Source organism: Methylobacterium gnaphalii (assembly GCF_007992215.1).
Lineage (GTDB): Bacteria > Pseudomonadota > Alphaproteobacteria > Rhizobiales > Beijerinckiaceae > Methylobacterium > Methylobacterium gnaphalii.
Genome location: NZ_BJZV01000012.1, coordinates 38,329 through 51,941 on the forward strand (window position 1 = coordinate 38,329; position 13,613 = coordinate 51,941).

The window sequence follows — 13,613 nt, forward strand, 5'->3', positions numbered from 1 at the left end:
GCAGCGGGGTTTGCAGTAGAGCCGCTGCCGATCTAATCCCTGCCGCGATGCAGGGAGGTCCGAAGCCGGTGCCTTCCCATGGCGAGCCGACCGCGACGCCAGTCCCAGGCGAGAGACCGAATGTTTCGCAACGACGTCCCGATCACGCCGGAGCTCGTGCGCCAGCACGGCCTGACGCCCGACGAGTACGACCGCTTTCGCGGCTTGATCGGTCGCGACCCGACGCTGACCGAACTCGGCATCGTCTCCGCCATGTGGAACGAGCACTGCTCGTATAAGTCCTCGCGCAAGCATCTTCGCGGGCTGCCGACCAAGGCGCCATGGGTGATCCAGGGGCCGGGCGAGAACGCGGGCGTCATCGATATCGGCGACGGGCTGGCCTGCGTCTTCAAGATGGAGAGCCACAACCATCCGAGCTTCATCGAGCCTTACCAGGGTGCAGCGACCGGCGTCGGCGGTATTCTCCGAGACGTCTTTACGATGGGCGCGCGGCCGATCGCGGCGCTGAACGCCCTGCGCTTCGGCTCGCCGGATCATCCGCGCACCCGCCACCTTGTCTCGGGTGTCGTCGCGGGCGTCGGCGGCTACGGCAATTCCTTCGGCGTGCCAACGGTTGGCGGCCTCGTCGGCTTCCACAAGCGCTACGACGGCAACATCCTGGTCAACGCCATGGCCGTCGGCCTCGCGAAGACGGATGGCATCTTCTACGCGGCGGCCACCGGTGTCGGAAACCCGATCGTCTATCTCGGCTCCAAGACCGGCCGCGACGGCATTCACGGCGCGACCATGGCCTCGGCCGAGTTCGACGAGGAGACGGAGGCAAAGCGTCCGACCGTGCAGGTCGGTGACCCCTTCGCCGAGAAGCTGTTGCTCGAGGCCTGCCTCGAGCTGATGGCCTCTGGCGCCGTCATCGCGATTCAGGACATGGGCGCGGCTGGCCTCACCTGCTCGGCCGTGGAGATGGGGGCCAAGGGCGATCTTGGCGTCGAGTTGGACCTCAACGCCGTGCCGGTGCGCGAAGCCGGCATGACACCCTACGAGATGATGCTCTCGGAGAGCCAGGAGCGCATGCTCATGGTGCTCAAGCCTGGCATGGAGGCCGAGGCCGAGGCGATCTTCGTGAAATGGGGTCTCGACTTCGCAGTGATCGGCCACACCACCGACACGCTGCGCTTCGTCATCAAGTGGAACGGCGAGACTGTCGCGGACCTGCCGATCAAGGAACTCGGCGACGAGGCCCCGCTCTACGACCGCCCGCATATTGCCAACACGCATCAGCCCGTGGTGAAGGCGACGGATGTCGCCGCGCCTGTCTCGAACGGCGAGGCCCTGCGCAAGCTGATCGGCTCGCCCGAGCTCGCCTCGAAGCGTTGGGTGTACGAGCAGTACGATCACTACATTCTCGGCAACACGGTCCAGAAGCCCGGCGGCGACGCAGCGATCGTACGCGTCGAGGACGGCCCCAAGGGGCTCGCCATCTCCACCGACGTGACGCCGCGATACTGCGAGGCCGACCCTGTCGAGGGCGGCCGACAGGCTGTGGTGGAGGCATGGCGCAACATCACCGCTGTCGGCGGCCAGCCGCTCGCCATCACCGACAATCTCAACTTCGGCAATCCGGAGAAGCCCGAAGTGATGGGCCAGCTCGTCGGCTGCCTGAAGGGCATCGGCGAGGCCTGCCTCGCCCTCGACTTCCCCGTCGTCTCAGGCAACGTCTCGCTCTACAACGAGACCAACGGCGTCGGCATTCTGCCCACCCCGACCATCGGCGGCGTCGGCGTGCTCGACGATGTGGCCGTCCACGCGACCCTCGCGTTGAAGCGCGACAGCGACGTGCTCGTCCTGCTCGGCGAGACCGAAGGCTGGCTTGGCCAGTCGCTCTACCTCTCCGAGATCGCGGGACGCGAAGAAGGCGCTCCTCCCCCGGTCGATCTGGCGACCGAGCGTAAGACCGGCGACTTCGTACGCAGCCTGATCCTGGGCGGCATCGCGGACACGGTCCACGACCTCTCCGACGGCGGCCTCGCCGTGGCGCTCGCCGAGATGGCGATGGCCGGCGATCGCGGGGCAACCCTGGCCGGAGCCGATGCCGGCCCGGTGCCCCATGCGTGGCTGTTCGGTGAGGACCAGGGCCGATACCTGCTCTCGGTCCCGGCAGCCGCAGCCGACGACTTGCTCTACAGTGCGCAAGCGCAGGGCATCGCTGCCACCCGTATCGGAACGACGGGCGGGAGCGGTTTGACGCTGCCCGACGGCGAGACCATACCGGTCGCTGAGCTTCGCGCGGCCAATGAGAGCTGGTTCCCGGCCTACATGGCGAGTCAGCCGGCCCCGCCCGCCACCTGATCCGAACCGACTTCGACCCTGGAGACACCCCGATGCCGATGGATGCGCGCGAGATCGAGACAATGATCCGCGAGGCGCTGCCCGACGCGCAGGTCGAGATCAAGGATCTCGCCGGCGATGGCGATCACTACGCCGCCACGGTCATCTCCTCGGCCTTCAAGGGCAAGACACGGGTGGCGCAGCACCAGATGGTGTACGGCGCACTGCAGGGGCGCATGGGCGGCGTACTTCACGCCCTTGCGCTGACCACAGGCGTACCCCAGGATTAGGTCAGAAACCGAGCTGCACACGAGGACAAGACGATGAGCGACGTCAACACCGCGATCGAGAACGAGATCAAGTCACAGGACGTGGTCGTGTTCATGAAGGGCACCGCGCAGTTCCCGATGTGCGGCTTCTCAGGTCAGGTCGTGCAGATCCTCAATTACCTGGAAGTGCCGTTCAAGAGCGTGAACGTGCTCGATGACATGAGCATCCGCGAGGGCATCAAAGCCTATTCCAACTGGCCGACCATCCCGCAGATCTATGTGAAGGGCGAGTTCGTCGGCGGCTGCGACATTGCCCGCGAGATGTTCCAGTCCGGCGAGTTGCAGAGCTTTCTTGCCGAGAAGGGCATCCCGGTGAAGAACAGCGCCGCCGCTTGATCGAAGAGCATCAGCAAGAACGAGAAGGGCGCTTCGGCGCCTTTTTTCGTGCGAGGATCAGGTTACGAGGCAACGAAACAGGCTCCTCCGGCGTCCCTTGCGCGAGGGAGGACTGAGCAATGCGCGATGTCATCATCGTGGGTGGAGGCCCGGCTGGGCTCAATGCGGCGCTGATCCTCGGCCGCTGCCGCCGCGACGTGCTGCTCTGCGATGCAGGAAACCCGCGCAATGCGGCGACCCCGCTGACATGGGGCGTCTTCACGCGTGACGGCACGCCACCCTTCACCCTGCGCGAACAGGCGCATGCCGACCTCGACCGCTACGACACGGTCGAGCGCCGCGAGATCGAAGTGGTCGCGGCACGGCGTGGAGAACGAGGCTTCGAGGTCGAGCTTGCGGACGCCACCCGCGAGAGCGCGCGGCGGCTGATCCTCGCCACAGGACTTCGGCAGGATCTGCCCAAAGTCGAGGGGTTCGAGACCTACTGGGGCACCGGGGTCCATTCCTGCCCATATTGCGACGGCTACGAGAACCGCGATCAGGCCATCGTCGCCTATGGCCGTGGCCATGCCAGCTGCGGGCTCGCTCTGGAGCTGAGCTGCTGGAGCCGTAACGTCACGCTCTGCACGGACGGCGCTGACGAGAGCCTCGACGCGAAGGATCGTGAACGGCTCGCGCGCAACGGCATACGGATTGTCGAGACGCCGATCGCACGGCTATCGGGCGACGGGCAGCAGGCGGAGAGGCTGACATTCCAGGACGGACAGACGATCCCCTGCTCGGGTGTCTTCCTCATGCCGGTCGATTGTGAGCCCTCGCATCTCCTAAGGCAGCTCGGCTGCGACATCAAAGAGACCGGCGTGGTGCCGACTAAGAACGACTACGAGAAGACCAACGTGCCTGGCCTGTTCGTGGCCGGCGATGCCTCACGCCGGGTCCAGTTCGCGGTCGTCGCGGCGGCCGAGGGCGCCATGGCGGCGTTCGCGATCAACATGGAGCTGATTGCGGAGGATACGGCATAAAGGCCGATAGCGATGCGGCTGGCGTCATCCGAGATGCGCGCCTAACCGACAAACCCGTCTCACACCGCCCGCAGCGGCTTCTCCAGCGCGGCGATCACGCGGGCTAGGTCGTGCCCGCGCTTCAGCACCAGTCCGCTCGCGGCGATCACGGCATAGGCACCCTGCCGGCGGGCAAGCTTCGGATCCTTCTCGATCCGGTAGAGTGGCATCTCGGAGCTGCGCCGGTAGATCGAGAAGACCGCCTTGTCCCTACGAAAGTCGAGGGCATAGTCGCGCCATTCGCCCTCGGCCACGCGGCGGCCGTAAAGATTGAAGATGGTTCTCAACTCTGTACGATCGAAGGCGATTTGCGGAGTTGACGCACCGGACGGGAACGGGATCACGCGAGAACTCGGGTCCTCGCTCTGCGTATCGACGCTGTGCCACTCGCTCATCGTCTCTCCCGTGCGAGGCCGCCGCAGCGGCCGGACCGGGATGATGGGGCTACCTTTGCTGGCTCGCAAGCCCGTCGGGCGCCCGCAACGAGGCGAAACACTCGGCCATCGTGTCGCCGCGTTCTCGCCCTCGCAGCGCCTTGCTGAAACGATTGACTGTCACTTGGAACCTCGTCGGCCTCGGGCCCCGAGGCGGCCCCGCACCCCAGCTCCCCAGCCCGCGGCGGTCGCCGAGGATACGGCTCGCGTCCGACACTCCGAGGTTTCGAGACCCAAGGACTTCAGGCGGCCTCTCCGGAGCGCCGCCTCTTTTTTGTCCGACGTACCGCTCACGAATTCGTTAGACTGAACCGTCGGACATCCCGCCCGTCGGAACCAAAGACCTTGCCTCCCGAATTCGACGCCGCCTTTCGCGACCGTCTCGCCGACCTGTTCGCGTGGCGCCGGGACGTGCGCCGCTTCCGCAGCGATCCGATCGACGAGGGCACGCTCGCAACCTGCCTCGCTCTGGCGAGCCTCGCTCCTTCGGTGGGAAACAGCCAGCCCTGGCGTTTCGTGCGGGTTTCAGATCCCGGTCGCCGCGCGGCCGTCGTCGAGACTTTTGCCCGTTGCAATGCGGCGGCCTGCGCCTCCTACGCGGATGAGCGGCGCGACCTCTATGCCAGCCTGAAGCTCGAAGGTCTGCGCGAGGCGCCCGTGCATCTGGCGGTGTTCTGCGACGAGGCGACGGAGGCGGGCCATCGCCTCGGTCGGGACACGATGCCGGAGATGCTGCGCTACTCGGTGGTGACTGCCGTCCACAGCTTCTGGCTCGCCAGCCGGGCGCACGGCATTGGGGTCGGTTGGGTCTCGATCCTCGAGCCCGAGGCGGTGACGCAGCTCCTCGACCTACCCCGCTCCTGGCGGCTCGTCGCCTATCTTTGCGTCGGCTATCCGGTGGAGGAGCATTGCGACCCTGAGCTCGTCCGGCATGGGTGGCAGGAGCGGCTGCCGGGTTCTGCTCGACTGACCGAACGCTGAATCTTACGAGTCTTCGACTCAGGTTTGGCCGGACTCGACTGAGTTCGACTACGGCTTGTTAGCCCTCCACCTGGAATTACGTAATTCGCCGACGCGTAACCATGCCGGGTAACAGGAACGACAAGCTTCGCTGCGAATTGTCCCGTCGCGTAAGGTCACGCTTGAAGGACGAAATCCGATGTTCGGGACAGGGAGATTGGCCGTTTGTGTCGCCGGCGCGATGACTGCCGGCTTTTTTGCAACCGCGCCGGTCCAGGCGCGCGAGATTGTTCCGTTCAACGAGCCGGGACTGGCTGGATCGCTGGTCGTGCGGACCTCCGAGCGCCGGCTCTACCTCGTGAACTGGGACGGCACGGCGATCCGCTACCCCGTCGCCGTCGGCAAGCCCGGCAAGCAATGGGCCGGACGCACGGAGATCGACGGCAAGTATTTTCAGCCGGATTGGTCACCGCCCGCTGACGTGAAGCGCGACCATCCTGGCCTGCCGAACATCATCCGCGGTGGAACGCGCGGCAACCCGATGGGCGTCGCCGCCATGACGCTGCGTGGGGGTGAATACGCCATCCACGGCACCAACCGTCCGAACTCGATCGGCACTTTTGCGTCCTACGGCTGTATCCGTATGTACAACCAGGACATCACGGATCTCTACCAGCGCGTTTCTGTCGGCACGCAGGTCTACGTCACTCGTTAGATTTCACGGTTTTTAACATTGGCACCGCGGTCGAGGGCGATACCTCGCTCGCGGTGTTTTTGCTTTTGGGACATCAATAGAAAATCAATCCACTAGTATTAACAATGCCTTTCACTAAACTGTATTGATCGACAAAAATTGCGCGCATCGCCTTATCAATGAACAAAAAATAGCGAGTCCTTGCTGTCGAACAAATCGCTAGCAAGCAAATCTCAAACTTGATCGAACACAATTCTACGAATGACACTGTGTTCGAAGGGTTGAGTTCGATGTTTGGGAAGTCTTTGCCGGCCGCGGGCCTGGTTGCCGCTCTGTGGTCCGGGATGTTCGTAGCCGCTCCGGCGCAGGCACGAGAAGTCGTTCCGTTCACGGGCAGCGGCATGCCCGGTACTGTGGTGGTGCGGACTTCGGAGAGGCGGCTCTACCTCGTCAACGGTGACGGCACCGCAATCCGCTATCCCGTCGCCGTGGGCAAGCCGGGCAAGCAATGGGCGGGTCAGACCATGATCGACGGCAAGTACTACCAGCCCGACTGGTCGCCGCCGGCCGTGGTGAAGCGCGACCATCCCCATCTACCGAACCTGATCCGCGGCGGAACGCCGGGCAACCCGATGGGCGTCGCTGCGATGACCCTGCGCGGTGGCCAATATGCGATCCACGGCACCAACCGACCGGAATCCATCGGTCGCTTCGCATCCTACGGCTGCATCCGCATGCTGAACCAGGACATCACCGACTTGTTCGAGCGGGTCTCGGTGGGCACACAGGTTACCGTGGTGCGCTGAGAACCATCACCGTCAGAAGTCGACGGCGATGCCTTTGACCTCCCAATCCTCGTAGCGGACCGGTTCAAGGCCGCCGCGGCCGCTGGTCTCGCGCTTGGCAGCGATCTCAGCCGCGCGGGCATCGATCGCCGCGCGCCGCTCGGCTGCCTCGGCAAGGGCGCGCTGCGCCGCCGGGCTCAGCTTGCGCGGCGCGGCCTCCTCGCGGGGCAAGGTCTCGTCATTCATCGAAGTCCTCGTCATCGATCCCTTGCATCGCGCGGCTGCGGATGGGAGTGCGTCCGGCAAGACATCGCAGCACGCACCCCGAAAGTGGCATTCATGACCCCTCGCCGCAACGCGGCCTCGTCGAGCGACACATCGGACGGGGCCGTGGCCGGACTCGCAGCGCGTCGCACCGCCCACGAGGCCGTCGCTGCTTTGCTCGGGAAGGGACGCGCCTTCGCCCTAGAGGACGCGCTTGCCCAGGCCGGCGGGAGGCTTGATCCGGGCGAGGCGGCGCTCGCACGCGCTATCGCGACGGCAACGTTCCGGCGCTTCGGCCTCCTGCGGAGCGTGCTCGCCGAGCGCATGAGCCAGGGATTGCCGGAGGATCAGCCACGCCTCCTGGCACTCCTTGCCACCGGCGCCGCTCAAATCCTCGATCTCGCCGTGGCCGACCACGCTGCGGTCGATCTCTCGGTGCGGCTCGCCAAGGCCGATCCGGATCTCGGCCATCTGGCGGGCCTTGTGAACGCAATCCTCCGGCGCCTTACGCGCGAGCGTAATGCTATCCTCGCGGCCGGCGGCGACCCGCTCGACACCAACACGCCGGATTGGCTCGCCGCCCGCTGGCGAGCGGCCTACGGCGAAGATGCCGCCCGCCGAATCGCGGCCGCTCATCTCGAAGGCGCAGCGGTAGATCTCACCATCCGGGCCGATACGGCCGCCTGGGCAGAGCGGGTCGGCGGAGTGGCGCTCGGCCTCGGCAGCGTCCGGCTCACCGATGTCGATGCGCCGGTCGTCTCACTGCCCGGATACGACGAGGGCGCCTGGTGGGTGCAGGATGCCGCCGCGGCACTGCCGGCCCGTCTGCTCGGGGCGGTATCGGGAGAGACGATTGCCGATCTCTGTGCCGCGCCGGGCGGCAAGACCGCGCAGCTCGCTGCCGCCGGCGCTACAGTCGTCGCCGTCGATCGCTCGGGCGCGCGCCTCGACCGTCTGCGAAAGAACCTCCAACGCCTCGGCCTGAGCGCGGAGGTCCGCGTCGGGGATGCTCTCGCTCTCAACGAGGATGGCGCGTTCGACGCCGTACTGCTTGACGCGCCCTGCTCGGCCACCGGCACGATCCGCCGTCACCCCGACGTTGCCTGGACCAAGACCGAAGCCGATCTCGGCCGCCTCGCCGACCTGCAGCGCCGCCTCCTCGACAAGGCCGCCGCCCTGGTGAAGCCAGGCGGGCGGCTGGTCTACTGCACCTGCTCGCTGGAGCCTGAGGAGGGTGAAGCCCAGGCAGACGCCTTCCTGAGCCGGCACCCCGGTTTCGAGCGGATCCCCGTGACCGCGAATGAGGTCGCGGGACAGACCGAGATGGTCGGCAGGCACGGCGATCTGCGCACTCTCCCCTGCCATCTTCCGCTCTTGTCCAGCGGCGAGACCGTTGCGCGCCGCGGTGGCCTCGACGGCTTCTTCGCGACACGTCTCCGGCGGATTGCATGATGGTCGTCTTCCGAGGGGCGCCCCTGGGAAGACACAGCGTTAGCCGATGGTTAAGAGGCAGGCGCTAGTTTGAGGGAAAGGCCGGAAGGCCGGTCGTCAGCGTCCCGACGGGGCAATCCCGACACACCAGAGAGAGGGTACGACGTGGCGCGCGGCCATGAGCGCTGGGTGTTGTATCGGCTCGCCATGCGCGAGGCGGTACGCACGATGCGCGGCGCCATTGCGCGCCTTACCGCTCCTCCAGACCTGCTCGCGGGCGCACGCGTCACGGCGCTCGTCATCGCGCCGCACGACCTGCGCACCAGCGACGCGACTTTCGCCGACGACATCTATTCCGGCCTGTTCGTCTTTGCCGGTCGCTCGCTCTCGGTCAGCGGCCGCTCGCCCTTCGATTACGACCCGCCCTCTCCCGAATGGGCCGAGGTTCTCTACGGCTTCGGATGGCTACGCCACCTGCGCGCCGCCGACACCGCGCTCGCTCGCGCAAATGCCCGCGCCTTTGTCTCAGACTTCCTCGCCAACCGCGGCGATCCCGCCCTCGCCCGGCCGGTTCCGATCGCCGCGCGGCGGCTGATCTCATTCCTGTGCCAGTCCCCGTTGGTGCTGGAGGGGGCCGACCACACCTTCTACCAGGCCTTCCTGAAGGCGATCGGGCGCAGCGCGCGCGACTTGGAGCGCGCCATACGGCGCGGCACCGAGCGGCCATCGCGCCTGCTGGCGGCGGTGGCTCTCTGCTATGCTGGCCTGTGCTGCGAAGGGCTACAACCGATCCTGCGGCGGGCGACGCGCGTGCTGTCACGGGAGCTCGACCGCCAGATCCTGCCCGATGGCGGCCACCGCAGCCGCAATGCGCGCTTCGCGGTCGAGCTGCTGCTCGACTTGTTGCCATTGCGCCAGAGCTACCTCAGCCGCAGTCTGGAGCCGCCGGAGGCGCTGCTGCGCGCCATTGACCGGATGCTGCCGATGCTGCGCCTGATGCGGCATCCCGACGCGTCGCTCAGCCATTTCAACGGCATGGGCACCACGGATGCCGACCATCTCACCACGCTGCTCATCTACGACGGCGCCATGGTCGAAACCATGCGGCACGCGCCCTTCTCCGGCTACGAGCGGCTGGAAGGTGGCCGGGTCGTGCTCGTGGCCGACGTCGGCGGGCCGCCCCGACAATCCTATTCCAAGTTGGCCTGCGCGGGCTGCCTCTCCTTTGAGATGTCGAGCGGCCTGCAACGGATCGTTGTCAATTGCGGCGCACCAGCCAGCGGAGGCGAACAGCGTCGCATGTCACGGAGCACGGCGGCCCACTCCACGGCCACTGTCGCGGGGACCTCCTCCTGTCGCTTCCTCACCGACGAAGACGGCTGGTGGGGTCGCCGGCTGGTCGGACGGTGGCTTCTGAGGCGTTGGGGGCCGATTATCCTGCGCGGGCCAAGCCCCGTAGCGATCGACCGACGCAATGAGCCCGGGCGCTCCATCCTCGCGGGCCGCCACGATGGCTATCAATATCCGTTCGGGGTGGTCCACGAGCGGCGCTGGGAGCTGTCGACCGACGGCAACCGCCTCCAAGGCGAGGACTCCTTTTTGCGCGAAGGTCGGGGTAGACCCCGAGCGCGCGACGTCGCCATCCGTTTCCATCTGCATCCGACGGTCAGCGTCGAGGGTGGCGAGAACGGGCGTCTGGTGCTGACGACGCCGCTCGGCGGGACCTGGATGTTCTCGTCGGAAGGCGCGGAGGTTGCGATTGAGAGCAGCGTCTTCTTTGCCGGCGTCGCCGGCCCTCAACGCAGCAAGCAGATCGTTTTGCACCTGGGATTGGCGAACGAGGCTCGCGTGCACTGGGCATTCGAACACAGGGAGCCGGTAGCCGCCTGATCTCGCGAAGGCACCACCTCCTCTGCGCAGATAGAAAAAGGAAGGCCGAACGCACTCTGAAGTGACGAATCAGGCCGTCACTTGGCCCCATAATGACAGGACGCCGCTCATGTTGCGTCGCACGCGCTGGTTCCGCCGGTGGGTTTCGTGTTACCGGCGCGCATCACCGATGGACCGACGACCGGACACGCCCGATGCCGCGCGACACAACCCCCGTTACCCGCGCCCTCCTCTCGGTCTCGGACAAGACCGGGCTCGTCGACTTCGCTCGCTCCTTGTCCGAACGTGGCATCGCCCTCGTCTCGACTGGCGGAACGCATAAGGCGCTGGCCGAAGCCGGCCTGCCCGTCACCGAAGTCTCCGAGCTCACCCGCTTCCCCGAGATGATGGACGGGCGGGTCAAGACGCTGCATCCGGCCGTGCATGGCGGACTGCTGGCGATCCGAGACAATCCCGAGCATCAGGCCGCGCTTGCCGCTCATGGTCTGCAGGCAATCGACCTGCTCGTGGTCAACCTGTACCCATTCGAGGCGACCCTGGAGGCCGGACGGCCCTTCGACGAGTGCATCGAGAACATCGACGTCGGTGGCCCCGCGATGATCCGCGCCGCAGCCAAGAACCACGCCGACGTCGCTGTAGTGGTCGACGTGGCGGATTACGCTACCGTTCTCGCCGAGTTGCAGACACATGACGGCGCCATCGGCTCCGAGATGCGCCGCAGGCTCGCTCAGAAGGCGTTCTCGCGCACCGCGTCCTACGACGCCGCGATCGCCAACTGGTTCGCCGGAGAGATCGGCAAAGAGGACGCTCCCGCCTTCCGGGCCTTCGGCGGAAACCTCGGCCAGAGCCTGCGCTACGGCGAGAACCCGCACCAGTCGGCGGCCTTCTATCGCTCGCCCGGCATCGCGCGTCCCGGCATCGCCACCGCACGCCAGATCCGGGGCAAGGCGTTGTCCTACAACAACCTCAACGACACCGACGCCGCCTATGAATGCGTTGCCGAGTTCGACCCGGCATGCTCGGCGGCCGTGGCGATCATCAAGCACGCCAACCCCTGCGGTGTCGCGGAGGCGTCGAGCCTGCTGGAAGCCTACGAGCAGGCCTTGGCCTGCGATCCGACATCAGCCTTTGGCGGCATCGTCGCGCTCAACCGGACGCTCGACGTCGAGGCTGCGAAGAAGATCGTCGAGATCTTCACGGAAGTGATCATCGCTCCGGACGCCTCGGACGAGGCCATGGCAATCGTCGGCACGAAAAAGAACCTCCGGCTCCTGTTGGCCGGTGCCCTCCCCGATCCTCGCGCGGCGGGTGAGATCGTGCGCACGCTCGCGGGCGGCCTCCTGATCCAGGGCCGCGACAGCGCAGTGGTCGACGACATGCCGCTGCGTGTCGTGACGCGGCGGGAGCCGAGCGAGGCTGAGTTCGCGGACATGCGCTTCGCTTACAAGGTGGCTAAGCACGTCAAGTCGAACGCCATCGTCTATGCTCGCGCCGGGGCCACGGTCGGCATCGGTGCCGGGCAGATGTCGCGCGTCGACTCCTCTCGCATTGCCGCCTGGAAGGCTGCCGAGGGCGCCAAGCGCATCGGCGCCGCGGAAAGCCTCGCCAAAGGCTCGGTGGTGGCCTCCGACGCCTTCTTCCCCTTCGCCGACGGCCTGATCGCTGCCGCAGAGGCCGGCGCCACTGCCGTGATCCAGCCTGGCGGCTCGATGCGCGACGACGAGGTCATCCGCGCTGCCGACGAGGCCGGGCTGGCGATGGTTTTCACGGGGACGCGCCATTTCCGGCATTGAAGACCCGATCGACGCAAAGCCGGTCGGTGGATCGCCCGTTGTGTTTCGTCAGCAAGCCGCTCCTGATCGGACGGCGTCTCGGATCTGCCGCCCGATGATCGCTCGGACGCCGTAGTCGAGTTCCGCCTCCATCGTCATGGACAGCGCCAATTGCTGTCCCTGGCGCCCGATTTCGTGGGCAAGTTCGGGGCGCGATCTGAAGTACGCGACCAGTTCGAACAGGTCGCCGAGATCGCTGCGAACGGGGACGTAGTTCTCGAACGGGCGCAGGCGATCGTAAAACCACTGCCGATGACCGAAGGGCGGATCGACCTTGAACACGAGGCCGCCGGTCAGGAGCTTGAGCATCAAACCCGGCCACGAATTCGTATGGCCGTCGATGTCGATATGGTAGCGGTACTGCCCAAACTCGGTCCACGGCATGGGCGGGACCATGAGCCCTAACTGCTCGATGCGCTCGCGATCCGCCTCCCCCTGCGCTGCGATCGCAGTCAACCCGACGTCGAAGACGCCGGACGTGTCGGCCCGGCACATCCGACAGAGGGCGACCCGCGGCAGCTCCGGGTTCGTGCCGACGAGTTGCCCTGATGAGATGCCCCGCCACACCACCGCGTCGCGCCGGTCATCCCAGGCAACGGCGCGGGCCTGGAAATGCTCGCGCGCATCGGCATAGCCTCGCGAATCGAGGAAGAAGTTGTCGGGGATCAGCGTGAAGGTCTCGTGGTTGGCGCAGAAGGCGAAGCCATCGTCGCAGCCGTCATCGTTCATGTTGAAGACAGCATCGATCGGCAGCGGCAGCCTCGTATTCGCAAGCGCAGCGAAGAGCGCGATCGATCCCTTGAAACGCTCGAATAGACATTTGGCGACGTCGTCGAGACTCGGCTGGGGCAAGAACACGAATTCCAGCTGGTCGTTCTCGTAGCGCAGCCGGAAGCTCAGTCTGCCGAAGCGTTCGGTCTCGTCGTAGGTGATCGTCGCCGGTCTGCCGAAATAGGCGGACAGCGTGGCGCTGAACGGCCGCGGGTCACCGTCCACGAAGGTGGTGAGGAGGCGTCGAGTTTCCGCTTCGACATAGGCGGGATCCCGTTCCAGTGCGGTGGCCTTACGCTTGCGCGCAGCCGCACCGAACGATTGCCACAACCGTTTCACGTCCTGCATTCGAGGCCCTATTCACACACGCCGATCGCGGCACCGCCCATCGGCCGCACAATCGGTGAGAGGATCGCGAGCAAACGGCGGCAAGCACAGCGTCTAAAATGAAGAAGGCGCCCCGAAAGGGCGCCTTCTCGGCTTCTGTTACATGCTCGCGCC

General features: G+C 66.2%; 13 protein-coding genes. 10 read left to right on the top strand and 3 right to left on the bottom strand.

Features of this window, described 5'->3' with window-relative positions; genetic code table 11:
* Positions 1–120: 120 nt before the first annotated feature.
* The 4 genes from purL to MGN01_RS11765 all read left to right on the top strand — a co-directional run bounded on the left by purL (position 121) and on the right by MGN01_RS11765 (position 4,012).
* Positions 121–2,346, top strand: coding sequence for a phosphoribosylformylglycinamidine synthase subunit PurL (purL, locus tag MGN01_RS11750; protein ID WP_147046808.1), 2,226 nt, complete (start codon positions 121–123; stop codon positions 2,344–2,346).
* A gap of 32 nt (positions 2,347–2,378) precedes the next feature.
* Positions 2,379–2,615, top strand: coding sequence for a BolA family protein (locus MGN01_RS11755; RefSeq protein ID WP_147046809.1), 237 nt, complete (start codon positions 2,379–2,381; stop codon positions 2,613–2,615).
* Positions 2,616–2,648: 33 nt separating this feature from the next.
* A complete protein-coding gene (gene grxD, locus MGN01_RS11760) occupies positions 2,649–2,990 on the top strand; it encodes a Grx4 family monothiol glutaredoxin (protein WP_147046810.1) in 342 nt (113 codons plus the stop codon).
* A gap of 119 nt (positions 2,991–3,109) precedes the next feature.
* The gene (locus MGN01_RS11765; RefSeq protein ID WP_147046811.1) at positions 3,110–4,012 is read left to right on the top strand and encodes an NAD(P)/FAD-dependent oxidoreductase; all 903 of its coding nucleotides are present in this window, start codon (positions 3,110–3,112) and stop codon (positions 4,010–4,012) included.
* 59 nt (positions 4,013–4,071) lie between these two features.
* On the opposite strand, the gene MGN01_RS11770 is transcribed toward MGN01_RS11765, so the two are convergent.
* The gene (locus MGN01_RS11770; protein WP_147046812.1) at positions 4,072–4,446 is read right to left on the bottom strand and encodes a DUF2794 domain-containing protein; all 375 of its coding nucleotides are present in this window, start codon (positions 4,444–4,446) and stop codon (positions 4,072–4,074) included.
* Between the two features lie 384 nt (positions 4,447–4,830).
* Between MGN01_RS11770 and bluB the strand changes: the two genes are divergently transcribed.
* The 3 genes from bluB to MGN01_RS11785 all read left to right on the top strand — a co-directional run bounded on the left by bluB (position 4,831) and on the right by MGN01_RS11785 (position 6,945).
* Complete coding sequence (gene bluB, locus MGN01_RS11775) at positions 4,831–5,466, top strand: 5,6-dimethylbenzimidazole synthase (protein WP_147046813.1); 636 nt, start codon at positions 4,831–4,833, stop codon at positions 5,464–5,466.
* Positions 5,467–5,644: 178 nt separating this feature from the next.
* Positions 5,645–6,160: a L,D-transpeptidase gene (locus MGN01_RS11780; protein ID WP_147046814.1), complete on the top strand. Its 516-nt coding sequence runs from the start codon at positions 5,645–5,647 to the stop codon at positions 6,158–6,160.
* A 269-nt stretch (positions 6,161–6,429) separates the two neighbouring features.
* Positions 6,430–6,945 (top strand): L,D-transpeptidase, encoded by a 516-nt coding sequence (locus MGN01_RS11785; RefSeq protein ID WP_147046815.1) that lies wholly within the window; start codon positions 6,430–6,432, stop codon positions 6,943–6,945.
* Between the two features lie 12 nt (positions 6,946–6,957).
* Here MGN01_RS11785 and MGN01_RS11790 read toward each other — a convergent pair whose 3' ends face one another.
* Positions 6,958–7,170 carry a DUF1674 domain-containing protein gene (locus MGN01_RS11790; protein WP_147046816.1) on the bottom strand — a complete coding sequence of 71 codons (213 nt, stop codon included), beginning with the start codon at positions 7,168–7,170 and terminating at the stop codon, positions 6,958–6,960.
* A 93-nt stretch (positions 7,171–7,263) separates the two neighbouring features.
* Between MGN01_RS11790 and MGN01_RS11795 the strand changes: the two genes are divergently transcribed.
* The 3 genes from MGN01_RS11795 (at position 7,264) to purH (ending at position 12,302) form a co-directional block, all read left to right on the top strand.
* Positions 7,264–8,640: an RsmB/NOP family class I SAM-dependent RNA methyltransferase gene (locus MGN01_RS11795; RefSeq protein ID WP_147046817.1), complete on the top strand. Its 1,377-nt coding sequence runs from the start codon at positions 7,264–7,266 to the stop codon at positions 8,638–8,640.
* Positions 8,641–8,784: 144 nt separating this feature from the next.
* The gene (locus MGN01_RS11800) at positions 8,785–10,509 is read left to right on the top strand and encodes a heparinase II/III family protein (RefSeq protein ID WP_147046818.1); all 1,725 of its coding nucleotides are present in this window, start codon (positions 8,785–8,787) and stop codon (positions 10,507–10,509) included.
* 194 nt (positions 10,510–10,703) lie between these two features.
* Positions 10,704–12,302 (top strand): bifunctional phosphoribosylaminoimidazolecarboxamide formyltransferase/IMP cyclohydrolase, encoded by a 1,599-nt coding sequence (gene purH / locus MGN01_RS11805; RefSeq protein WP_147046819.1) that lies wholly within the window; start codon positions 10,704–10,706, stop codon positions 12,300–12,302.
* A 48-nt stretch (positions 12,303–12,350) separates the two neighbouring features.
* On the opposite strand, the gene MGN01_RS11810 is transcribed toward purH, so the two are convergent.
* A complete protein-coding gene (locus tag MGN01_RS11810; RefSeq protein ID WP_170245957.1) occupies positions 12,351–13,442 on the bottom strand; it encodes a glycosyl transferase family 90 in 1,092 nt (363 codons plus the stop codon).
* Positions 13,443–13,613 lie beyond the last annotated feature (171 nt).